This window comes from Mucilaginibacter daejeonensis (assembly GCF_020783335.1).
Taxonomy (GTDB): domain Bacteria; phylum Bacteroidota; class Bacteroidia; order Sphingobacteriales; family Sphingobacteriaceae; genus Mucilaginibacter; species Mucilaginibacter daejeonensis.
The window spans coordinates 4,594,198-4,617,445 of the sequence record NZ_CP086068.1; the positions used below are offsets into that span (position 1 = coordinate 4,594,198).

Sequence of the window (23,248 nt, forward strand, 5' to 3'; positions counted from 1 at the left end):
CATTACTTTTGCAGCCTGCAGGCGTACATCCGCCTCCGGTCGAGCAACTTCCACATCCCATATCAGGTTATATATTGATCCCTTTCGGGAGAATTTTAAAATGTAATATCTTAACGATCTGCAAAGATACATCTAAAAATAAAATTTTAGGATTTGCATTTCGCTCCACCGCGTAGTGTGCTTTTTCGAGCACCTGGCTGATGTGCAGGGCCATATCGAGGTCCATCACAGCGGCCATTTTCTTTGCGGTCTCCTTTTCGGCAGCAGGCAAATGCACCAGGTCTGCCGCATCGCTCAGGATCAGGCAGCACTCGCGTATATAGCTGATGCCGTAACGGATAAAGTTCTTTTGTGGTTCGCGCCCAGCCTTGGCCATCACGTCCACCAGTTTCATTAGTTCAAGCCCTTTATTACTGTAGCACTTACGCAGCCAGTCCACAAATTGATTGTGGAAGTTATTACTATCCTGCTGCAGCATGGCCATGGCCTCGGTCAGGTTGCCGTTACTTAAATAAGCGGTCTCTTCGGCGGTCTGTGCAGGCACGCCTTTTTCTTCAACCAGGTAACGGCGTATATCATCAAAGCTCAGACCCGGTACCTTGACCAGTTGCGTACGCGACAGTATAGTGTTCAGGATCTGGTCCTGGTTCTGCGCCACCAGCAGGAACACGGTGTTAGGCTGTGGCTCCTCAATGATCTTGAGCAGCGTGTTGCCTTCCTTGTCCAAGTACTCCGGCAGCCAAAGGATCAGGATCTTGTATACCGATTCGAACGGCTTTAAGCTCAGCTTCTTGATGATCTGGTGGCACTCGGCAATATTGATGTTAGCCTGTTTGTTCTCGGCCTCCAAATAGCCGCGCCACACGTCAAGGCTCAGGTAAGGGTTGTTCAGCAGGGCCTCGCGCCACTGCTCTATAAAGCTCAACGCCGTATCATTTTTATCTGATGCGAAGAACGGGTACGAGAAATGCAGATCGGGGTGCACCAGTTTTTCATACTTGCGGCATGACGAACATGCCCCGCACGAATCATCGGCACTGCGGTCCTCGCACGACAGGTATTGCGCATAGGCTACCGCCAATGCTAAACTACCTGAACCTTCGGGACCTAAAAATAGCTGGGCATGGCTCACACGGTTCTCGTGCACCGTGTTCAATAAACGTTGCTTTATCGCTTGCTGTCCAACTATTTCCTTAAACTGCATTGGTGCAAGTTAACGATTAGATATGAGATTTGAGATATAGTGCCGGTTGGTCTATCTTTGACCACAAGAAAATGACCTTCGCGAAACACACCGCGAGGTTCATTATAAATAACACTGATATGGCCCGAGTTATGGCTTTTGATTATGGTACCAAGCGCATTGGCGTGGCCGTTACCGACCCTATGCAAATGATCGCCACCGGGTTAGACACGATACACCCCAACCAGATCATCGACTACCTGAAGCGCTATTTGCTGACCGAACAAGTGGAGACCTTTGTAGTGGGCGAGCCGAAGCAGATGGACAACACGCCATCGCAGTCGGCAATGCATGTAAGGGGTTTTGTGAATCTGTTAAAGAAGACCTTTCCGGAGATACCGGTGGAGATGCTTGATGAGCGCTTCACATCTAAAATGGCCTCGGCCGCTATACTGGCCGGTGGGGTCAAAAAAGCAGGACGACAAAATAAAGCTTTGGTGGATACAGTATCGGCCGTTATCCTTCTCCAATCATGGATGGAAGGCCGGGCATTCAAATTTTAGGCAGCCAACTGATACCCGATCTTATCGATCAGTGAGCCGATGGTGAATGGCTTAAGAACGAAATCATCAGGTACTCCCTGCTTATCGGTCAGTAGCTGGGATGCTGCGCTGTAGTTGCCTGAGATAAATATCACCGGTATGTGCTGGGTCTCGGGGAAGGTCTTGAGGGCAGAACATATAATGGTACCATCGAGGCCTGAAGGCATCACATCTAACAGGATCAGGTCGGGTTGAAATTTGGCCACTTCACTGAACAATTGCTCGGCATGAGTGAGCATTTGCACCTCATAACCCTCCTTGCTCAGCGCACGGTTCAGCACCTCTAACATCGCTTTATCGTTGTCTACAGCCAAAATCTTCTTTTCCATAACCGATATATGTCACAACAAACAACAAGGATGCCATCAGCCGGCATTGGTGTGTTTGCAATAAAATTGTGACGATCTGATCATTTACGAAAGTTGGATGGCTGAAGCCCGTGAGAAGGGTAAGAGGTGCGCGATCTACGTAGTTTTTCTTTTGGTTGCGGCCTCGCTCAGGTAATAGTGCCATAGCAGCATGGCCGCAATGCTACGGTATGGCCGCCATTGATCAGCGATCAGCAACAACTGCTCGCGGGTGACGGCTGGCGGTACGGGTAACAACCTTTTCATGGCGTTAATGATCGCCAGATCGCCTATGGGGAAAACATCGGTGCGGTGCAGCACCATCAACAAATAAATGTCTACCGTCCAATTGCCAATGCCTTTTAAAGCGGTCAAATGAGTGCGCACTTCGTGATCAGGCAAGGTGGTTAAATGATCCAGGTATATCGTGCCGCTCAATATGGCTTCGGCCAGATAGCGGCAGTAGGCAGCTTTTTGCCGGCTAAAGTAACAGGCCTTTAGCTCTTCATCGGTAAGAAGCAGCAGGCGCGAAGGGGTGATCTCCTGTATCCGTTCACGCAATTTGTTCAAGGCGGAGAGTGCGGACGCCAGTGATACCTGCTGCTCCAGGATGATATGTACTAACGTTTCAAAAGTATTGGCCCGATGCCAAAAGGGTGGATAACCATATCGTTCGAGCACCTGGGCAAAATAAATATCTTGAGCAGCTAAACTATCGCACAGGCTGTGCAACTCTTCTTCATGGAAGGTAAGCATTATGCCTGTAGCTGAATAAGGCCCCTGCTCGCCAACCGGTCAAGGTAAAGATCCAGCTCGGCATCACCCATACCGTAAACGGGCTGTTCGTTCCAAAAGGCTTCGTAAAGTTCAGCGCGTTGATCGATACCGCTTTTGTTAAGGCGGATCAGGATGCGCTCGACATTGTTTAACCCGTCGTCGCCAACGCGTGAACGCTGTACCTGTGCTTCCAGTGCTGGCTTAAGCTTGTGCAGGCTTCCCCAAAATGGATTCGTACTGATCCATTGCTGTAAGGCATCTGAATCGTTAGGGGTGTATTTTTGCCAGGCTTCGGTAGATAGGGTTAGATCATACTCTGTCAAATGCAGGCGAGCATCATACAGATCTTCCAGCTCATCGCCATTAAGCTGCGCCATGCCTTTGAAACCAGCGCTATCCTGCTCAGCGCCGGGCGACACCAGGTAAATGCCGGGAGCCGATAGGTCTACCTGATCTTTGAGCAGCTGTAATACGCCTAACAGATTCACCTGGCAATGCAGGTCATTGTCGAACCAGAGCGTGATCTCATCATAAGGCTGACTAAGTTTCTCCAGTTCAATTAACACCATGTCTTGATAACTGCCCGGCGCATCTTCAAAAGTGCCGGTGATCCACTGTTGCCTGGTTTCCCAAAAGGAGGCATCGATGGTGGGTGCGAGCGGCCCTTCAGATAATACTTCCCGCCAAACCATCACCTCACCATCGAGGCCGGTCTGATCAAAGGCGTTTAGCATAGCATCACCGTTAAGGATGTGTAACTGGGTCATAAGCGTATCGGTATTAAGCAAATAAAGCTACTTAAACACATTGATGATCAGCAAATGTTTTGCAGGATATAGCACGCCCCGTGGTGTAAGGGCAAGATCTGCTATATTTAGCGCTATGAAAAAACTGCTCTGGTTGGCATTGGCCTTATATTGTGGTAGCGCTTACGCGCAGGTCACCCCGTTCGAGCTCAGCACCGACAAGAATTACACCGCGACCTATGCAGAGGTGATGGCGTATTACGCTAAATTGGTTAAACAATACCCTAAGCAGGCGAGGACGTTCAACTACGGCAGCACTGATGCCGGTAAACCCCTTACGCTGCTGGTGCTCTCTAAGGACGGCACTTTTGACCCGGCCAAGATCAAGGCGCAGAACAAGCGCGTGATCCTGATCAACAACGGCATCCATCCTGGTGAGCCCGAGGGTATAGATGCCAGCATGATGCTCAGCCGCGATCTGCTCAAAAAAGGCCTCATCCCTAACGATGTGGTGATCTGCTTCATCGCTCTTTACAATATCGATGGTAGCTTGAACCGGGGTATATCGCGCGTGAGCCAGAACGGGCCTCGTGCTTATGGTTTCAGAGGTAACTATCGCAACCTTGACCTTAACCGCGACTTCATCAAAGCCGATAGCCGCAATGCGTTGGCCTTTATGCAAATATTCAATACCTGGCAGCCCGATGTGTTTTTAGATAACCATGCCAGTAACGGGGCCGATTACCAGTACGTGATGACGCTGATCGAAACGCAAAAGAACAAACAGCACCCCATACTGGCCAAGTACACTGCCGAGCAGTTGAGCCCAGAGCTTTACCGGCGTATGGCCAAAAGCGGCTATGACATGATCCCGTATGTGGAGAGCATGAAAGGAACGCCCGATTCGGGCATTGTAGCGTTCCTGGAAACGCCAAGATTTTCGACCGGATATACCGTACAGCACAATACCATTAGCTATGTGAGCGAGACGCATATGCTGAAGCCTTACGACAAGAAAGTGTATGCAACCTATGCCCTGATGCAACACCTGATCGATGTGACGCACCGCGATGCGTCACAAATCGGCAAGTTAAAACGGGAGACCGATGAGGCCGTGAAACAACAAAAGACCTTTGCCCTGAACTGGGACCTTGACGATCAGCACTACGATATGATCCCTTTTAAAGGCTATGAGGCCGCGCGCAAACCTAGCGACATTAGCGGTTTGCCCCGCCTGTACTACGATCGCAATAAGCCATATACCAAGAACATCAAATACTTTAACACTTACCGGGCTACGCTAACGGCTGATAAACCCGTGGCATATATCATTCCGCAAGCATGGGGTAAGGTGATCGATCTGTTCAAGCTGAACCATGTGGCCATGCGCCGTTTAACGCACAATACCACACTTACCGTGCAAACCTATTACATAACCGACCTCAAGACCGGCACCCGCCCGTATGAGGGGCACTATGTGCACAGTGGCGTTAAACTGAACGTGATCAATGATAATAAAGTAAAATTTTACCAGGGCGACTACGTGGTGAGCACTGACCAGCCGATCAACCGCTACATCGTTGAAACGCTGGAGCCGCAGGGCGTAGATTCCTTTTTTGCATGGAACTTTTTTGACTCCATGTTGAGCCAAAAAGAGCATTACTCTGATTACGTGTTCGAGGACATTGCGTACCAGTACCTGAAACAACATCCTGAATTACAAAAGAAGCTCGACGACGAAAAGAGCCGGAACCCGCAGCTGGCCAACAGCGCTGCCGCACAGCTGGAGTTCGTGTACCGCAACTCGCCGTTCTTTGAGAACACTTATATGCGTTACCCGGTAGCCCGGTTAATGAACAACACTAAACTTGATCTGCAATAATGGAACAATTCTTAAATGCCACACCGGTAGCTTCGGCGCTTTTTGCCATCAACATCATCCTATCGCTGCTGGCCTTTTATAACGAGGACCTGCATTACACCCTGATGCTGCATCCGTACAGTATTGCCCGTGGCCGCAAGGTGTACACGGTGATCACCAGTGGCTTTATCCATGCCGACTGGATGCACCTTTTCTTCAACATGTGGTCGTTCTTTGCCTTTGCCTTCACACTGGAGCAGATCATTGGGCACTGGCAATTCGCCCTGTTGTATTTTGCCAGTCTGATCCTAAGCGACCTGCCCTCGATCAGCAAACATAAGGACGACCTTAACTACCATAGCTTGGGCGCTTCAGGCGCGATAAGTGCTGTGGTGTTCAGCTTTATCCTGTTCAACCCGAGGGTACCCATGCGTATATTTCCGCTGCCTATACCCATCCCGGCCGTATTGTTCGGGGTGTTGTACCTGGTGTATTGCGCCTATGCTTCTAAACGTTCATACGGTGGCATCAACCATGATGCTCACTTCTTTGGTGCGCTCAGCGGCATCATGATCACCATACTGTTGTATCATGAAGCGATCAACATCTTCATCAGGCAATTAGGCTTTTAAGTAGACATCATTAAAGAAGGCGAACCCATCAGATAAAAGGTTCGCCTTGTTTATTTTCTGCCGAGGTCGGTGATGAGCAGTGGGTCATTAGCTCTCAGTTGAGTGATGACCTCTTCCACGGTCTTGTCACCATTATTAACGGTCAGGCTTTTAAATTCATCTGTAGTAAGACCTACTATTTGTAAAAATTGGACTTGTCCATGCGGGGTGTCTATCGTACCTAATTCAGGGTCGGTCACAAAGGCTAATGCCGTAATATCAGTATCATATCCGATCCTGATCGGCCCCCTGGCATCAAGGGCGTGGTACTCCTCGAACCACCTTTTGCTGCTGAACACGTACCTCGCCAGGTTTTGCATCATATTCATGGCCCATGCTTGATCAGAAGGGCTTTCACCATTGGCTTTTTTAACACGGAAGGTCAGCTCAAATCCCCATTTACTGAATTCTCCGCCGGCGCTCTCCTCGTTGTAATACAGTTCAGAAAGACCATAGCTTACGATATGAAAGTGATCGGTATGTTTTGAACTCTCGTAGATACTCAAACCATCCAAAGGGTCATTACCACCGATCATGTATTTGACCACAGTGCCGTAATGTTGCGGCTCCTGTCCGGGATAGAGCTTCTCAAGCTGTTGGTCGATGGACATCCAACCCACAGCATCCTCGTCTGTGAAAGTCTGTTTATATTCTGCTTTTGTCATAGATGATATGTACTACATAAATGTTAAGGGACCTAACATCCAATGAATAGACAAGAGAAAAGTTTGGGCATGAAAAAAGCCTTCAGATATGAAGGCTTTTAAGTTGTGGAGAGTATCGGAGTCGAACCGATGACCTCTTGCATGCCATGCAAGCGCTCTAGCCAGCTGAGCTAACCCCCCGTTGCGGGCTGCAAATATATAGATCGGTTCTTGTTATCAAAAATTTAATTCAATTTATTTGCAGCCCTCGTTATCAGGTCATTTCATCAGGCTTTGCTGATCAGCTTGTCAGGTGTGATCGGCAACTCGCGTATGCGTTTACCTGTGGCGTTGTAAATAGCGTTGGCCACTGCGGCGCTCATACCGATCAGCGCGATCTCGCCCATGCCTTTGGCTCCCATGGGGTTCACTTTGAAGTCGGGCTTGTTCACAAATAAGGTATCGATCTGCGGTATGTCGGCGTGTACAGGCACGTGGTAATTGGCCAGGTCGGCATTCACGTAGCGGCCATAACGATGGTCCATAATACCTTCTTCCATCAGGGCCATACCTATGCCTCCTATTGCACCACCAATGATCTGGCTTCGGGCCGTTTTAGGGCTCACGATGTGACCGGAGTCAGCTACCGATACCACGTTGCTTACCTTTAGGATGCCGGTGGTAGGATGCACCTTTACCTGCACAAAATGCACAGAATAGGAATAGCTTGAAAAGTTACGTAACTCGGAGCTGCCCGAACCTGTGATGGTCACATCTAATGATGGCAGGTTCTTGTCTTTAAGGACCTTAACGTAATCAGGGTTATCGGTGCCGCCGTTACCTATCAGCTGCTGGAACTTTTGCTTTAATGCGGTACAGGCATCATGTACAGCACCCCCAACCGTAGAAGTGATCATAGATCCACCCTGCGTTGGCGATGGAGGTAATGACGAATCACCCAGCTCGAACCTGATCTTTTTGACCGGCACATTGGTGAATATCTCCGACGCGATCTGCGTCATGGCAGTACCGGTACCCACGCCAATATCGGTCACAGACGTTTGCAAGAGCAGAACGCCATCGGCTTGCATGGTGGCCTTCACCGTAGCGCGGCCACGGCCTGCACCAAAAACACCCGTTCCCAGGCCATAGCCTACCAACCAACCATCTTTCATATTGGTACCCGGCTTGGCTTTTCTGTCCTTCCAACCTATTTTATCGGCACCCATCTGGTAGGCCTCTTTCAGGTTCTTGCTGCTGAATGGTTTGCCGTTCTCCGGGTCGGTATCAGCATGGTTGATCACCCTAAGCTCGATAGGATCGATGCCCAGTTGATCAGCCAGTTCGTCAATGGCCGATTCCAGGGCGAATGCGCCGGTAGCTTCACCAGGGCCGCGCATCCAGGTAGGTGTGTTCACATCCAATGGGGCTATGCGGTACACGGTGCTCACGCCCGGGCAGGCGTACATGAAACGGGTCATGTTCACGGTACCTTCAGTGAACTCTTCAAAGCTGGACGTTTGTCCTGTGGCCTCGTGTATGATGCCGGTAAGCTTACCATCGGCCGTGGCACCCATGCTGATCTTTTGCCAGGTGTAAGGCCGGTAACCTACCGTATTGAATTGCATTTGACGTGTGATCACCGTTTTAACCGGTCGCTTCACCAATTTGGCGGCAGCAACGGTGGCGATCTCATGCGGCCAGGTACGCAAGGCATTACCAAAGGCACCACCCACAAATTTGGCGGTCACCTGCACATTATCAGGCGGCAGTTTAAAAGCTTGCGCAATGGCGTTCTGGGTCGACTTTACACCCTGTGTTTTACCGTATACAACGATCTTGTCGTCGGCGGGCCAATGCGCTATCAGCGCACTCAGCTCCATCGGGTTGTGCACATCTATCGGCACCACGTATTCATGTTCCAGCTTTACCGCGGCGGTCTTCCAGTCTTCAGGGTTGCCGCGTTTATAGTCGGCACCGCGGTTACCTTTAGGTGCTGCGGCCTTGGCCATGTTCTTGGTCAGGTCGGTCTGGTGTTCTTCTTTATTGTATGTGGCTTTCACCAGTGAGGCCGCATGCGTGGCCCGTTCGAACGAATCGGCCACTACCATGGCTACCGGTTGACCACTATATTTAACGGTATTATCTACAAAGAACTTAAGCGGACCGCCGCCGGTGGGCGGTTTACTCGGGTCGCCGCCGGTATCGTAACCGGGTACTTTGGGGGCGTTAAGGTAAGTGATAACTGCCAGTACACCGGGGGCACGTTCGGCAGCTTTGGTGTCAATGCTTTTGATCGTTCCTTTGGTGATGGTGCTTAGCGCAAATACGGCATAGCTCATGTTCGGCATATCGTACTCGGCCGAGTACTTTGCTGCACCGGTCACCTTCAGTCGTCCATCCACCCGGTCAATGCCATCGGTGAAAGGAGGAGGTGCTATGTTGAGTTGATCGTTATTCATGATGATGATAGGCAATGGATCAGATAAGCCCTGCGGCGTGGCTCAGCGCTTCAACGATAGCGGCCGGTGCCATTTGCAGTTTAAAATCGTTATACTCGTATGCTTTGGCACCCTGCATGGCCACGGCTGCGGCCTTTTCAAAGTTGGCCACGGTAGCAGGCTTGCCTTTCAGCATTTGCTCGGCAGCGGTATGCCGCCAGGGTTTGTGAGCCACTCCGCCCATGGCTAAGCGTACATCCTTGATCACGTTGCCGTCCATCTCCAATGCAGCCGCTACCGAAATCAATGCGAACGCATACGAAGCGCGATCGCGTAATTTTAAATAGTAGCTGTTCTTGGCAAACCGGTTATCAGGCAAATGTACCTCAGTGATCAGTTCATCCTTGGCCAACGTGTTATCCAATTCAGGATGATCGCCTGGCAGGCGGTGAAATTGTGTGAAAGGTATCTCGCGTTTGCCTTTACGGCCCTGCACCACCACAACAGCATCTAACGCAGCTAATGCCACGCACATGTCACTTGGGTGTACGGCTATACATTTATCGCTGGCCCCAAATATGGCATGCATACGGTTGATGCCACCAATAGCACCACAGCCACTGCCGGGGTTGCGTTTGTTGCAAGGCATGGCCGTATCATAAAAATATGAACAACGGGTGCGTTGCATCATATTGCCGCCAACGGTAGCCATGTTACGGATCTGGGCCGATGCACCGGCATTCAGCGCCATCGATAATAGCGGGAAATGTTTTTTGACCTGGTCATTCTCGGCCACCTGACTGTTGAGCGCCATAGAGCCGATGGTCAATCCACCTTTATAAGTATTGATGCCTTTGAGAGGAAGTTTCTGAATATCGACCAGTTTATCGGGTGCCATCACACCATTCTTCATCAGGTCCACCAGGTTACTGCCACCTGCGATCACTTTAGCGCCGGACTTACTGACGGCATCGATCACGCTTTGCTGGCTGGAAGGGCGAATGTATTGGAACTGCTTCATACCTGCTGCCCTCCGTTCTTGACCTCCATAATGGCGTTCACGATATTCGGATAAGCACCGCAACGGCAAATATTACCGCTCATAAACTCGCGTATCTCGCCCTCGCTGTTCGCATGGCCCTCGCGTATGCAAGCCACAGCCGACATGATCTGCCCAGGCGTACAATAGCCGCATTGAAAACCATCGTGCTTGATAAAGGCTTCCTGCATAGGGTGCAGTTCTTCGCCTTTGGCCAACCCTTCAATAGTGGTCACCTTTTTACCATCGGTGGTCATGGCCAGGGTAAGGCACGAGTTGACACGATGCCCGTCAACATGTACGGTACAGGCACCGCATTGCCCAAGGTCGCAGCCCTTTTTGGTACCTGTTAAATGCAGTTGCTCACGCAACAGGTCAAGCAGGGTAACACGTGGTTCGATGGATAATTTATGAAGCTTATCATTAACGGTAAGGCTCAACGGCATCTTTTCAAACACGGCGGCCACTTTTTCGTCAAGATGATTCTCGGCCGCTTTGATGGCCACGCCGGGTGTTAAGGCCACAGCGGTAAGCAGGGAGGAGGTCTTCAGGAAATCACGTCGGGATCTTTCCTTGGGCTGATCGCTTTCTCCCGATCCCGCCCCTTTAGCAAGGTCTTCCATAAGTTAGATCTGTTATATAGCAAGCTACCTAAACTATCGAAAATAGTGTGAGGTAATTAGCTATTTATACTGATCCCAAATAGGGGAGGCTATATGTGAAAACTACAGCAGGCTTGAATTCTGCAACGCACCACTATCTCTCAATTTGGCGAGATAAGGCATTTTGAGCGCATTGCGTAAGGCCTCAGCATGACGTGGATGGTGCATATCGCTCGAAATGAAATCCACCAGTCCGGCATCGATGAATGCCTCTGCACTTTCTTTAACCCCCTTACCATAATAGCCGGTCAGGCTGATGGTATTGATCTGCATACGGCAACCCCAGCTACGTAACTGCTCAGCCTCTTGTACGGTGAAGTATGGATAACGCTCGGGGTGAGCCATGATCGGTATAAGCTCTTTCTCGGTAAGTTTATTTACTGTGGGCAACACGTTGTGTGGCTTACTCGCGAACGACATCTCGAACAATACATATTTATTGTTGATCAGCATAAGGGCATCAGTATCGATCAGGTTCATAAAGAACTCATCAAAGTAATGCTCGGCAGCAGCTTCGATCTCTACATCTATGCCCTCACTGGTCAAATGCTGGCGCAAGGTAGCCAACGCTGCATTGATGGTTTGCGCATTATTCCGATAATAGTCGGCCATGACGTGCGGGGTGGCAATGATCTTTTTGATCCCCATATCCATCATCTCACGGATCAGCACGGCCGAATCTTCAACGGTTTGCGCGCCATCATCGATACCGGGGAGCACGTGAGAGTGCAGGTCTACCGATACAAAACCATAATCTGCCAAAGGCGTGGTCGCTGAAGTGGATTTCTTTTTGAACAGTCCGAACATAGGTAAGTGTGGAATAGAACGGGATATAATTACCGGTCAGGCAAAGTTACGAATGATCGGCAAAATTGTTTATAAAAGCTGCTGGACCAATAGCCATTAGCCCTGATCAGCTTTGAACGAGTTGGCCAATGTGATCCCGATAGGTTCATACTTGCTTTTAAGAGTGGCTTTATATCGGTACAGGAAGTGGGAAAAGATCAATTCGTCAGACCCGGGCATCTCGGCCACGATCACCTTATAAATGTATTCAGTATCGCCACGTGAGCCTTTAACGCAGATCGTGTAGCGGTAGCCCTTTACGCCTTTGCAGAAAGAGGTGATGCTGACCTTGCCCAGTTCTTTGTCGCTACCGGCCCTGATAGCTTTGATGTGGTCGCTAACTGCCTTATCTACGGTTAAGATGTCGGCCACTTTTAGCATCCGGCTCTTCTCGACCGGGAACGGGATCACCCGGCCAGCATAGATCTTAAAGGATGCCTCGTCATCCACTTGTTGATAGGTAACGGTATCTATATAAGCGTCTGTCTTTTTACGAACCTCGCTTACCACTTCTTCCTTCGGCCATATCTCCTTAAAATTCTTAGGATACATGTAGCTGTAACTGTATGATACGTTACGGCTCTCGGCGTAGTGCGCGGTGTCGAGGGTAACCGTGGTGCCCTCAAAAGCACAATGATTGTCTCTGTCCAACAACCGTATTAACGTAGGCTCTTTGGCCTGCGCCCACACCATGCACTGGCAAAAGGCGATCAGTAAAAGGGTGAACAGTGGTCTCATTATGGTATCCGTAAAATTTCGCTTAAAGAGCAAAAAGCCCTTTGGCTTTCACCAAAGGGCTTCTCTATAAAAAGAGTGTTCTGTATTATATCAATAACCTTACCGGTTCTTCCAGTAATGATTTTACGGTGTTCAGGAACGCAGCGGCTGTTGCACCATCCACCGTACGGTGATCGGCGCTCAAGGTCACTTTCATTACGTTACCTGGTACCACTGCACCATTCTTCACAACAGGCACCTGCTGTATACCGGCAACGGCCAGGATACATGAGTCAGGAGTGTTAATGATGGCGGTAAAGTCTTCCACACCGAACATACCTAAGTTAGATATGGTGAATGTTGAACCTTCCCAATCAGATGGCTGCAGTTTTTTATCTTTTGCTTTCTTGGCAAATTCTTTCACTTCGGCGCTGATGCGGCTTAATGATTTACCATCTGCAAAACGTACTACCGGTACCAGCAGACCTTCGTCTACCGCTACGGCGATACCGATGTTCACGTGCTCGTTGAAGCGGATCTTATCACCTAACCACGATGAGTTGATGGCCGGGTGTTGTTTTAAGGCAACAGCACAAGCTTTGACTACCAGGTCGTTGAAAGATATCTTCACAGGAGCTACCTCGTTCATCTTGTTGCGGGCAACGATGGCCGAATCCATATCGATAGAAACGGTAACGAAGAAGTGAGGAGCAGTGAATAAGCTTTCAGACAAACGCTTAGCGATCACCTTACGCATTTGGGTAACCGGTTTCTCAGTGAATTTCTCTTCACCTACGAATGGTGCCAGGGTAATGGTCGGGCCAGCTTTAGCGGCACCTTCTTTAGCGTTAGCGCTAATAGCGGCCTCTTCGGCAGCAGCTTTTTGTGATACTTCTTTGGTAGAAGGGGTAAAGCCTTCGATATCCTTTTTGGTGATACGGCCGCCTTCGGCACTACCTTTAACTTCGTTAAGGTTGATGCCTTTATCTTTAGCGATCTTGCGGGCAAGCGGAGATGCTTTTACGCGGCTATCATCAGCATTAGCTGATGACGCAGCAGGAGCAGCTTCTTCAGCTTTTTCTTCTTTAGCTTCGCTCTTTTCTTCGCTTTTGGCAGCAGGTGCACTACCACCGCTTTTCAACAATGGCTGTATATCGGTTCCTTCTTCACCAACAATGGCAATGATGTCGTTCACCTTAGCGGTGCCACCTTCTTCAACACCGATGTAAAGCAGAGTACCTTCTTCGTAACCTACCACTTCCATGGTAGCTTTGTCGGTATCCACATCAGCTAATGAATCATCAGCTTTAACTTTATCACCAACCTTGAAGTTCCATTTATTGATGGTACCCTCGGTCATGGTATCACTCAACAAAGGCATACGGATCACCGCAGCTTTGATGTTCGAGGTATCCACAGCCTCTTCGGTCTTTTCTTCTTTTGGTTTCTCCTCTTTAGGAGCGTCAGCCTTTTTATCAGCAGCTGGTTTGGCCTCTTTAGCCTCGCCTGAACCGCCTTCTAACAACGGCTTATAATCTTCGCCCTCGTTACCGATCACTGCTATAACAGCATCGACCGGTACGGCGCTACCTTCTTCAACACCAATATAAAGCAGTGTGCCTTCCTGGTACGATTCGAAGTCCATGGTGGCCTTATCGGTCTCGACCTCGGCTAACAGATCGCCCGACTTAACTTTGTCGCCAACTTTTTTATGCCATTTAGCGATCACACCTTCGGTCATGGTATCGCTCATTTTGGGCATTTTAACTACTTCAGCCATATATAATGATGATAGTTTGGATCAGATAATATTATAAATAGAGACTACGACTCGCGGATGTATGGATAGTCAGACTGAACGTACACATCAGTGTAAAGCTCAGAAGCCTCAGGCCATGGTGACTCTTCGGCAAATTTAACTGCCTCGTCTACCTGTCCTTTGATCTTGGCAGCTATCTCCTCGAACCATTTCTCGTCAGCATAACCGTTCTTTTCGATCTCTTGTTTTACGATCTCGATAGGATCTTTGGCTTTGTAGCTTTCAACCTCTTCTTTGGTGCGGTATTTTTGAGGGTCAGACATGGAGTGACCTTTGAAACGGTAGGTACGCATTTCCAGGAAGGTAGGTCCTTCACCGGCACGGGCACGTTGAGCGGCCTCGTCCATAGCGTTGTGTACAGCCACCGGATCCATACCATCAACAGCTGATGAAGGTATACCGTAAGGCAGACCTAATTTATAGATATCGATATCGGCGGTACTACGGGCCACTGAGGTACCCATGGCGTAACCGTTGTTCTCGCAAACGAAGATCACAGGCAATTTCCACAAAGCGGCCATGTTAAAGGTCTCGCCCAGGGCACCTTGACGAACGGCACCATCACCCATGTAACAAACGTTCAGGTTATCGGTACCTTTAAATTTTTCGGCAAATGCGATACCGGCACCCAGTGGGATCTGGCCACCAACGATACCGTGACCGCCGTAAAAATGGTTCTCTTTATCGAACATGTGCATCGAGCCACCTTTACCTTTAGATATACCGGTAGCTTTACCGTACATCTCGGCCATGATAGCGCCCGGTGAGGTACCTTTAGCTAAAGCGTGTGCGTGATCGCGGTAAGTGGTGATCATGCTGTCCTCATGACGTAAGGCCGAAACGGCACCGGCCAGAACGGCCTCTTGTCCTATATATAAGTGGCAAAAGCCTCTGATCTTTTGCTGTCCGTATAGCTGGCCTGTTTTTTCTTCGAACCTGCGCATGAGCAGCATCAGTTCGTACCACATCAGGTAAGTGTCTTTAGTTATTGCAACTGAACTCATTTCCTTTACGATCGATTTCTGTTTTGAGATGCGCAAATCTATACTATATCCACGAAAAAAACAGATCGCCCTACCCTTTTCTTCAAATTAATTTATCTTGCGCGCCGTTTATGCAACCTAAATTTAATCGGCAACGTATAAAAATTAATTTTAAAAAAAATTGTTTTCGACATTTGGATATATGCAAAGATCCTTTAGCTTTGTATCTAACAATAGACACCAGTGTCCATTTTAATAAACAAGTAACCTGATCTGTTTAAAGAACTGTTGATTAAATGAAGAAATTGTCCCTTGCTATTGCCCTAATTTTGAGTGTTTTAGCGTCATCTGCGCAAACAAAAAGTGTTCCAGAACAATCGGCGCAAACCGAGACAGAAGAAGATAAAAGCTTAGCAAAAGATTACTTCTCGCAGATCATGGGCGTGGCGTTATCAGCTACCTCTAACGTGAAGCTTTTCCAATTCGTTTATGACTGGGTAGGAACGCCTTACCGCTTGGGTGGTGATACCAAAAGAGGTATCGATTGCTCGGGTTTTGCTTATCAGTTATATACTAAGGTATTTAACACGGCGATCGGCAACAACAGCCGTAATATATTCAGCATGGTGAACCCTGTTGGTAAGGAAGACCTTAAAGAAGGTGATCTGGTCTTCTTCAAGATCCACAGTCGTGCCATCACCCACGTTGGTGTATACATCGGTAATGGTAAATTCGCACATGCCTCTACCAGTAAAGGCGTTATGGTAAGCTACCTGGCCGATCCATATTGGACCCGTTATTACTACAAAGGCGGCCGCTTATTAGCAGATGCCGGCCAAACTTCAACAAGCCACTAATTAGTACGAACTAAGATATACCCCGGGCCTCAGCTGAATAGCTGGGGCTTTTTTATTGCTCATACATTTCTTTGCTTACTATACCCGATAGAAGCACTTACGACCATATTAGTGCCGCTTTGCGTATCTTTGCGGCTATGATCGAGGTGATCCTTAAAAAAGGGAAAGAAAAAGCAGTATTACAACGCCATCCATGGGTGTTCTCAGGGGCTATCGAACGGGTTAAAGGTAAGCCGGCCAATGGCGACGTGGTACGTGCGGTAGACGCTCAGGGCCGGTTCATGGCCTATGGCTTTTATAACGATGCATCGCGCGTGGCACTGCGCTTGCTGGAATGGGACGAAAGTGTGGAGATCAACGCCGACTGGTTCAGGCAAAAGGTAGCTATCGCGGTGCAAAGCCGTGCCGACATTTTACAAAATGGAGATACTAATACCTGCCGACTGATCTTCAGCGAGGCCGATTACCTGCCGGGACTGATCGTTGACAAATACGCCGACCATCTCTCCTTACAGATCCTTACCTCGGGCATACAGAACAGCCTACCGGTGATCATTGACGAATTACAGCGTTTGCTTCAGCCCAAAGGCATCTACGATAAAAGTGATGCCACTTCACGTGCTCACGAAGGCTTGGAGACCGCTAACGAAGTGCTGGCCGGATCAGCGCCACCTGAGTTGGTTGAGGTTAAAGAGAATGGCTTGGTTTACGGCATTAACATAGCCGAAGGCCAAAAGTCAGGTTTCTATTGCGATCAGCGCGATAACCGCCGCATACTCGCCGACCATACCGCTGGCAAAAGCGTGTTGGATTGCTTTTGCTATACCGGTGGCTTCACGCTTAACAGTTTGAAAAAAGGTGCCGCATCAGTAACCAGTGTGGATAGCTCCGAACTGGCTATCGAGACCTTACGCAAGAATATCGAATTGAACGGACTGGACGCTGCTAAGCATACCGCCATCAAATCGGACGTGAACAAGCAGCTGCGTAAATTCAAAGAAGACGGACAGACCTTTGATGTGATCATACTTGACCCACCTAAATACGCACCATCGCGGTCGGCACTTGACCGCGCCTCACGTGCTTATAAAGACCTTAACCGTATAGCTATGCTGCTGCTCAATAAAGGTGGACTGCTGGCCACCTACTCCTGCTCGGGCGCTATGGACCTCGAGAACTTTAAGCAGGTACTGGCATGGGCCGCACTTGACGCCGGTAAACAAGTACAGTTCATCTACCAGTTCTGCCAACCCGAAGACCATCCGGTCAGATCATCGTTCCCCGAGGGAGAATACTTGAAGGGGCTTTTGTGCAGGGTTTATTAGAAGTAGAAATTTGATCAGGGTTCCCTCCCCCGGGAGGGCCAGGGAGGGGTATAGCCAACTAAGATTATAGTCTTTTCAGGAGTTCTCTGTCAAACCCTTTTGGAAGTTGGATATCATTGTTGTTCTTCACCATGAGCAGTATGGTGCTTTCGATCGTTCGTAGCACGTTAAACATGTCGTGCCTTACCTCCGCCTCACTAAAGCGTAAGAACGTGATGCCAAAGCTTTCGAGTCTTTGCTGCCTAACGACATCGTTCTCGTAAGTTTCCGCATTTTCGTGCGACCGTCCGTCTATTTCTATCGCGAGCATTAATTGCTTGCAGTAGAGATCGACGATATAGCGATCTATACATCGCTGACGGTCGAAGTCAAAGCCAAGCATTTTGTCACCTTTGAGTTCATTCCAAATTAGCACCTCACCTAAGGTCATGTTTTGGCGTAGTTCCTTGGCTAAGGCTTTAAGTTTGGGGTTGTATGGAATAATCTTGTTCTTCATATATCTGATAACGAACCCCTCCCCGCCATCGCGCAACCCTGCGCACCCCTCCCGAGGGAGGGGACTCTAAAACGATATATCTGCTTGTATCCTTACTTATTCCTTGACCACCCTTTTTATAGCCGTGTTACTTCCCTGTTTAACTACCAGGTAGTATACGCCATTGGTGCCAAGGTTAAAGGTCTTGCTAAAGGTAGCGGTCATCGCTTTTTCTTTCCAGATCACTTTGCCATCGGTATCAGTGAAGCTTACCTCGGCGTTCTTGGCCGGCAGGGTAAAGCTGATCGAGGTCTTACCGGTCGAGAACTGTGGAGATAGCAGCAGGTCTTGCAGGTCAAGTGTGCTTTTTTCCGAGCCGGTCATCTTCTTCATCACATCAGGAAATGCCTCTGAAACACGGTAGCGAATGTGAGTATTGATCCCGCTTTTATCAAAATGACTATAATCAAAATTTTGGCTGTTGCTCAGGCTGATGGTGCGTACCCTTATCGGCCTATCGAACAAGGCCCGGTCAGTGCCTTCGCGGCGCATATCCATATCAAACGACATACGGTTAGGCCGGTTACCGCCCCATGCCGAATCGGTCGTGAAAGTATACATACGCACACGGCTGCTGTCGGCTATGCCCGAAAGCCCTAAACCATGAGGCATCAGGCGGCCTTTGGGCCTAACGGTCTTGCTGATCTCGGCCAGGGCCTGTTGTTTCTCCGGAGCCGACATATCTTTTAAGTTCTTACCATTGAAGGTAGTGTCATTCCCTTTGATCGTGATGTTGATCTCTCTTATCTTATCGTTCTTATCTTGTGCAAAGATCAATTGTGGAATGGCCAGTGCGGCCATGATACCTACCGAGAAGATGAACTCGAACCCGGGGTCGAAGAAACGCTTTTTCATGATAACGAAGCTTTTAGGTGTACAAAGTGTAAATGTAAAAGATTTAGCTATCAGCTGTTTAGCCTGATGAGTAAAAATGTGTTAAAATTTGTTAAATGGACCTGAGCGCATGCTAATTCGGTTAATTTTGTTGAACGATGAAAAAAAGAAGTATAGCCTTGATCATGGGCCTGATGGGTTTTGCCTTATTAGGGGTGGTGGCCATGCAATATTTTTTTCTTCGCCAATCGTTCAAGCAACAAAGTGAACTGTTCGACCGGGATGTGAACGATGTGCTTACCACCGTGCGCACCAAGATGGAGAGGCAAGACGCCAACCGCTTTGTGAAAAGCAGGGTCGATAGCGTAAGCGTGAACAAGACCACCGTGACCACCTCCAGCAGTACGGCCGAAAAACTTTTTGGCCCGACGGCCGAGGCCGCCCGCGAAAAACAACAACACGACCGCCGCATTTCCTTGCTGCGCGATAGCCTGCAGCGCTTACTGGTACGCTCACGCCTTGACGATGAATTGTACGGCCAGCCACAGGAAGATATGGTGAACGTACGCATGCGCGTGGTGGAGGTGACCGACGAGAATGGTTATGTTTACCAGCGTCAGTTACCACCAGAGATCACCGCCATCAAAAAAAGCCGCAAGCTTCATAAATACGACACCGCATATTATCAATACAGCGACCCTCAGTTAGGGCGCCAGATCGTGGCCGTGCCGCAGATCAACCCGTTATGGCAGCGCGAGCAGAACCGTAAGGCTAAAGAACGCCGCATTGCCCAGATCAGGCAATTACTTAAGGATGATTCTATCGGTCAGTCGAAACACCCGGAGGTCACCGTTATGGAAAGCCTTGCCGCCGAATACAAAAAGGTGGGCCAGCCGCTGAAGGAACGTATCGATCGGCTGTGGTTGGATTCGTTGCTGCGCTATGAATTTGCCAACAAAGGCATCAGTATGCTATTTGATTACGAGGTGACCACCGCCAACAACGACTCGCTCATTTATACCAATGCGCACGACCAGTCGGGCAAGGCTCCTGTATTCAACACTGATGACACCTACCGCTCGCCCATTTTTACCGATGTGGTGAACGACCCCGGCCAACTAAAGATCCGCTTCCCTGATAAGAACGCGCACATCATCAACACCATGACCTATATGCTATCGATCAGCGGCGGGTTACTATTGGTGCTGATATTCTGTTTTGGGTTCACACTGTTCTCCATCCTGCGTCAAAAGAAGATATCGGAAATGAAGACCGACTTCATTAACAACATGACCCACGAGTTCAAGACCCCGGTATCTACCATTATGATCGCCAGCGAGGCTTTGAAGGATAAGGAGATCATGGAGGATAAAGCGCGCGTGGGCAGGTTGGCCGACATTATTTATGAAGAGAACGCCCGCCTGGGTAGCCACATAGAGCGGGTACTGAACATTGCCCGCATCGAAAAGAACGACTTTAAGCTGGACAAACAGCCGATAGAGGTGAACGAGCTGATCATGGATGTATTGAGCAGCATGTCGTTAAGGTTGCAAAAAAGCAATGCCCATGTGGAGATGCATTTAGATGCTGAGGATGCCGTGATCGAAGCCGATGAGTTGCACTTCTCGAACGTGATCTTTAACCTGGTAGATAATGCCATTAAATACAGCCGCGATGAACCCCAGCTCACCATTACTACCCTCAACAAGGGCAATCAACTGGTGATCCGCGTGGCTGATAAGGGCATAGGCATGAGCCGCGATCAGCAGGCCAAGATATTTGAGCAGTTCTACCGGGTACCTACCGGTAACCTGCATGATGTAAAGGGCTTTGGCTTAGGCTTAAGCTATGTGAATACTATTGTTAAACGCCTGGAGGGTATGATCAGCGTGCGGTCGGAAAAAGAGAAAGGCTCTGAGTTCGAACTCAAATTTAATGTTGCTGCATGAAGAGAATACTACTTGTTGAAGATGATCCGAACCTGGGCACCCTATTACAGGACTACCTGCAATTGAAAGGAAAATTTGATGTGGTGCTTTGTAAGGATGGTGAGGCCGGTTTGCGCGAGTTCACCCAGCAAGAGTTCGACCTACTGATCCTCGATGTGATGATGCCCAAAAAGGACGGCTTTACCCTGGGTAAGGAGATACGTAAGATGAACGAGCATGTGCCCATCATCTTTGCCACGGCCAAAGGCATGATCGAGGACAAGACCCAGGCCTTCAACTTAGGCGGCGATGACTACATCACCAAACCTTTCCGTATCGAAGAATTGCTGTTACGCATCAACGCACTGCTCAAGCGTTCGGCCGCGGGCGCCAAGGAAGAAGAAAAGGCCACCCGCTTTAAGATCGGTAAATACGACTTTGATTTCACCTCGCAACTGATCACCTCCGATTCGGGCAACCAAAAACTATCCACCAAAGAGGCAGCCCTGTTACGTTTGCTTTGCCTGCACCAAAATCAGGTACTTACCCGCGAGGAGGCTTTGCTCAATATCTGGAACGACGACAATTACTTTAACGGCCGCAGTATGGACGTTTTTTTAAGCAAGATCCGCAAGTATTTAAAAGACGACCCCCGTGTCGAGATCATTAACGTACACGGGCGGGGCTACAAACTGCTGGTCAATTAAGTATAGCATTCTTCCCTAACGATACTTTTTACTTTTTTACTGGCTGGCGCTTAAGTTTGGCTTTTGGAAGGCCTGCTATACTATTGTGTAACAGCTTTTTCACAAGACCATCTGCGGCAATTGAATAAGTTTGTACAAAGCTATTCAACCACTAAAAAGTATGAAGAAACCATTACTATTCACGCTTCTTGCATCGGGTATAGGCCTTACGGCTATGGCCCAGGAATCCGTTGATGCAACGGCAGTACAAAAGATCCGCGAGGAGGGCCTTAACCACTCGCAGGTGATGAAGACCGCATTTTACCTAACCGATGTTGCCGGCCCACGTTTGTCTGGCTCACCAGGTTTGAAAAAGGCACAGAACTGGGCACTTGACCAACTAAAAAGTTATGGCTTAGCGAACGGCAAACTGGAGCCATGGGGTAAATTTGGCAAAGGCTGGCAGGTGAACAAAAATTATGCGGCCATCACGGTCCCGTATTACCATGCGATCATCGCCATCCCGAAGGCCTGGACCGGTAGTACTAAAGGCCCCGTTAAAGGCGAGGTGATGCTATTGAAGGTAGATACCGTTACCGATCTGCCTAAATATAAAGGTCAGCTGGCCGGCAAGATCGTGATCGTTGATAACAACGCCCCTGCACTGGTGCGCAGCAAAACTCCAGATCTTTCGCGCTATACTGATGATGAACTGGCTAAGATGGCCGCAGCTACGTCTACGCCTGCAGGCGGCAGGCGTAATGCAGGCAACCCACAAATGGCCGCTTTTATGGCTAACCGCGCAAGGGCTGCCGCCAAGCGCAATGCCATCAGCAACTTTTTACAAGCTGAGAACGTTGCGCTCATCCTGAGCCAGGGCCGCGGCACCGATGGTACCGTGTTCACCACCAATGGTGCATCATATGCCGATACCGCAAAAATGGCCTTGCCTGAGCTGGAGACCAGCGGCGAGGATTACCTGCGCATCGTACGTTTATTGCGTGCCGGCCAAAAAGTTCAAATGGAGGCGGATGTTCAGACCCAGTTCTTTACCGATGATCTGAAAGGCTACAACGTAGTGGCCGAAATACCAGGCACCGATAAAAAGTTGAAGGACCAGGTGGTGATGATCGGAGGGCACTTTGACTCATGGCATGCCGCTACCGGCGCTACCGACAACGCTGCGGGAAGTGCCGTGATGATGGAAGCCATGCGCATTCTGAAAGCCATTGGCTTTAAACCAAAACGCACCATCCGTGTAGCGCTGTGGAGTTCAGAGGAGCAGGGTCTGTTCGGTTCGCGTGGTTATGTGGCCGCACACTTTGGCAAACCCGATTCGGCGGCGAAAGCTGAGCGAGCCAAAGTATCTGCCTATTATAACTTAGACAACGGTACCGGTAAGATACGTGGCGTATACCTGCAAGGCAATGCAGCTGTTGGTCCTATTTTCCAAAGCTGGTTAGAGCCATTCAAAGACCTTGGCGCTACTACAGTGACCATCAGCAATACGGGAGGCACCGATCACCAGTCGTTCGATGCGGTGAATATCCCGGGCTTCCAGTTCATACAAGATGGCATGGACTACAATACCCGTACCCACCACAGCAACCAGGACACCTACGATCGCTTAGTGGAGGATGACCTGAAACAAGCGGCCACCATCATCGCCTCATTTGTGTACCACACCGCTCAACGTGCCGAGATGCTTCCACGCAAAGAAGCGCCAAAGGCCGGTACTAACTAAG

General features: G+C 49.2%; 22 protein-coding genes and 1 tRNA gene. 8 read left to right on the forward strand and 15 right to left on the reverse strand.

All coding sequences use genetic code 11. The features are described from left to right. Positions 1 to 67: 67 nt before the first annotated feature. Positions 68 to 1,204 (reverse strand): DNA polymerase III subunit, encoded by a 1,137-nt coding sequence (locus LLH06_RS19725; protein ID WP_228171005.1) that lies wholly within the window; start codon positions 1,202 to 1,204, stop codon positions 68 to 70. 119 nt (positions 1,205 to 1,323) lie between these two features. Between LLH06_RS19725 and ruvX the strand changes: the two genes are divergently transcribed. Then, the gene (gene ruvX, locus LLH06_RS19730; protein ID WP_228171006.1) at positions 1,324 to 1,746 is read left to right on the forward strand and encodes a Holliday junction resolvase RuvX; all 423 of its coding nucleotides are present in this window, start codon (positions 1,324 to 1,326) and stop codon (positions 1,744 to 1,746) included. Here ruvX and LLH06_RS19735 read toward each other — a convergent pair. The 3 genes from LLH06_RS19735 to LLH06_RS19745 all read right to left on the reverse strand — a co-directional run bounded on the left by LLH06_RS19735 (position 1,743) and on the right by LLH06_RS19745 (position 3,676). Continuing rightward, positions 1,743 to 2,114 (reverse strand): response regulator, encoded by a 372-nt coding sequence (locus LLH06_RS19735; RefSeq protein ID WP_228171007.1) that lies wholly within the window; start codon positions 2,112 to 2,114, stop codon positions 1,743 to 1,745. The two genes, ruvX and LLH06_RS19735, sit on opposite strands and share 4 nt — an antisense overlap. Before the next feature lie 135 nt (positions 2,115 to 2,249). Then, a complete protein-coding gene (locus LLH06_RS19740; protein WP_228171008.1) occupies positions 2,250 to 2,888 on the reverse strand; it encodes a DNA-3-methyladenine glycosylase family protein in 639 nt (212 codons plus the stop codon). Further along, positions 2,888 to 3,676: a DUF1835 domain-containing protein gene (locus LLH06_RS19745; RefSeq protein WP_228171009.1), complete on the reverse strand. Its 789-nt coding sequence runs from the start codon at positions 3,674 to 3,676 to the stop codon at positions 2,888 to 2,890. The genes LLH06_RS19740 and LLH06_RS19745 overlap by 1 nt, the downstream gene beginning before the upstream one ends. Before the next feature lie 115 nt (positions 3,677 to 3,791). Between LLH06_RS19745 and LLH06_RS19750 the strand changes: the two genes are divergently transcribed. Both LLH06_RS19750 and LLH06_RS19755 read left to right on the forward strand, forming a co-directional pair. Then, positions 3,792 to 5,537 (forward strand): M14 family zinc carboxypeptidase, encoded by a 1,746-nt coding sequence (locus LLH06_RS19750; protein ID WP_228171010.1) that lies wholly within the window; start codon positions 3,792 to 3,794, stop codon positions 5,535 to 5,537. Continuing rightward, positions 5,537 to 6,148 carry a rhomboid family intramembrane serine protease gene (locus LLH06_RS19755; RefSeq protein ID WP_228171011.1) on the forward strand — a complete coding sequence of 204 codons (612 nt, stop codon included), beginning with the start codon at positions 5,537 to 5,539 and terminating at the stop codon, positions 6,146 to 6,148. The genes LLH06_RS19750 and LLH06_RS19755 overlap by 1 nt, the downstream gene beginning before the upstream one ends. Positions 6,149 to 6,198: 50 nt before the next feature. Here the strand turns inward: LLH06_RS19755 and LLH06_RS19760 are convergent, their stop codons facing one another. From LLH06_RS19760 to pdhA, 9 genes are all read right to left on the reverse strand, one after another. After that, positions 6,199 to 6,852 carry a suppressor of fused domain protein gene (locus LLH06_RS19760; RefSeq protein WP_228171012.1) on the reverse strand — a complete coding sequence of 218 codons (654 nt, stop codon included), beginning with the start codon at positions 6,850 to 6,852 and terminating at the stop codon, positions 6,199 to 6,201. Between the two features lie 106 nt (positions 6,853 to 6,958). Further along, positions 6,959 to 7,032: transfer RNA gene (locus LLH06_RS19765), tRNA-Ala, on the reverse strand. Between the two features lie 86 nt (positions 7,033 to 7,118). Then, complete coding sequence (locus LLH06_RS19770) at positions 7,119 to 9,293, reverse strand: xanthine dehydrogenase family protein molybdopterin-binding subunit (protein ID WP_228171013.1); 2,175 nt, start codon at positions 9,291 to 9,293, stop codon at positions 7,119 to 7,121. Between the two features lie 19 nt (positions 9,294 to 9,312). Further along, positions 9,313 to 10,293 (reverse strand): FAD binding domain-containing protein, encoded by a 981-nt coding sequence (locus LLH06_RS19775; protein ID WP_228171014.1) that lies wholly within the window; start codon positions 10,291 to 10,293, stop codon positions 9,313 to 9,315. Then, positions 10,290 to 10,934, reverse strand: a complete 645-nt coding sequence (locus LLH06_RS19780; RefSeq protein WP_228171015.1) for a (2Fe-2S)-binding protein — start codon at positions 10,932 to 10,934, stop codon at positions 10,290 to 10,292. Before LLH06_RS19780 ends, LLH06_RS19775 begins: the two co-directional genes overlap by 4 nt. A 102-nt stretch (positions 10,935 to 11,036) precedes the next feature. Then, positions 11,037 to 11,780 carry a tyrosine-protein phosphatase gene (locus LLH06_RS19785; protein WP_228171016.1) on the reverse strand — a complete coding sequence of 248 codons (744 nt, stop codon included), beginning with the start codon at positions 11,778 to 11,780 and terminating at the stop codon, positions 11,037 to 11,039. 96 nt (positions 11,781 to 11,876) lie between these two features. After that, a complete protein-coding gene (locus tag LLH06_RS19790; protein ID WP_228171017.1) occupies positions 11,877 to 12,557 on the reverse strand; it encodes a hypothetical protein in 681 nt (226 codons plus the stop codon). Between the two features lie 85 nt (positions 12,558 to 12,642). After that, positions 12,643 to 14,316 carry a pyruvate dehydrogenase complex dihydrolipoamide acetyltransferase gene (locus LLH06_RS19795; protein ID WP_228171018.1) on the reverse strand — a complete coding sequence of 558 codons (1,674 nt, stop codon included), beginning with the start codon at positions 14,314 to 14,316 and terminating at the stop codon, positions 12,643 to 12,645. Positions 14,317 to 14,360: 44 nt separating this feature from the next. Then, positions 14,361 to 15,359: a pyruvate dehydrogenase (acetyl-transferring) E1 component subunit alpha gene (gene pdhA / locus LLH06_RS19800; RefSeq protein ID WP_228171019.1), complete on the reverse strand. Its 999-nt coding sequence runs from the start codon at positions 15,357 to 15,359 to the stop codon at positions 14,361 to 14,363. Positions 15,360 to 15,634: 275 nt separating this feature from the next. Between pdhA and LLH06_RS19805 the strand changes: the two genes are divergently transcribed. Together LLH06_RS19805 and LLH06_RS19810 are read left to right on the forward strand one after the other, a co-directional pair. Further along, positions 15,635 to 16,195 (forward strand): C40 family peptidase, encoded by a 561-nt coding sequence (locus tag LLH06_RS19805; RefSeq protein WP_228171020.1) that lies wholly within the window; start codon positions 15,635 to 15,637, stop codon positions 16,193 to 16,195. Positions 16,196 to 16,332: 137 nt separating this feature from the next. After that, positions 16,333 to 17,520 carry a class I SAM-dependent rRNA methyltransferase gene (locus tag LLH06_RS19810; protein ID WP_228173319.1) on the forward strand — a complete coding sequence of 396 codons (1,188 nt, stop codon included), beginning with the start codon at positions 16,333 to 16,335 and terminating at the stop codon, positions 17,518 to 17,520. Positions 17,521 to 17,584: 64 nt separating this feature from the next. On the opposite strand, the gene LLH06_RS19815 is transcribed toward LLH06_RS19810, so the two are convergent. After that, entirely contained in the window at positions 17,585 to 18,016 is a 432-nt protein-coding gene (locus LLH06_RS19815) for an endonuclease domain-containing protein (protein WP_228171021.1), read from the reverse strand. A gap of 96 nt (positions 18,017 to 18,112) precedes the next feature. Next, positions 18,113 to 18,910 (reverse strand): T9SS type A sorting domain-containing protein, encoded by a 798-nt coding sequence (locus tag LLH06_RS19820; RefSeq protein WP_228171022.1) that lies wholly within the window; start codon positions 18,908 to 18,910, stop codon positions 18,113 to 18,115. Positions 18,911 to 19,047: 137 nt separating this feature from the next. Between LLH06_RS19820 and LLH06_RS19825 the strand changes: the two genes are divergently transcribed. The 3 genes from LLH06_RS19825 (at position 19,048) to LLH06_RS19835 (ending at position 23,247) form a co-directional block, all read left to right on the forward strand. Then, complete coding sequence (locus LLH06_RS19825; protein WP_228171023.1) at positions 19,048 to 20,838, forward strand: sensor histidine kinase; 1,791 nt, start codon at positions 19,048 to 19,050, stop codon at positions 20,836 to 20,838. After that, a complete protein-coding gene (locus tag LLH06_RS19830; protein WP_228171024.1) occupies positions 20,835 to 21,524 on the forward strand; it encodes a response regulator transcription factor in 690 nt (229 codons plus the stop codon). Before LLH06_RS19825 ends, LLH06_RS19830 begins: the two co-directional genes overlap by 4 nt. Before the next feature lie 160 nt (positions 21,525 to 21,684). Next, positions 21,685 to 23,247, forward strand: coding sequence for a M28 family metallopeptidase (locus LLH06_RS19835; protein ID WP_228171025.1), 1,563 nt, complete (start codon positions 21,685 to 21,687; stop codon positions 23,245 to 23,247). Position 23,248 lies beyond the last annotated feature (1 nt).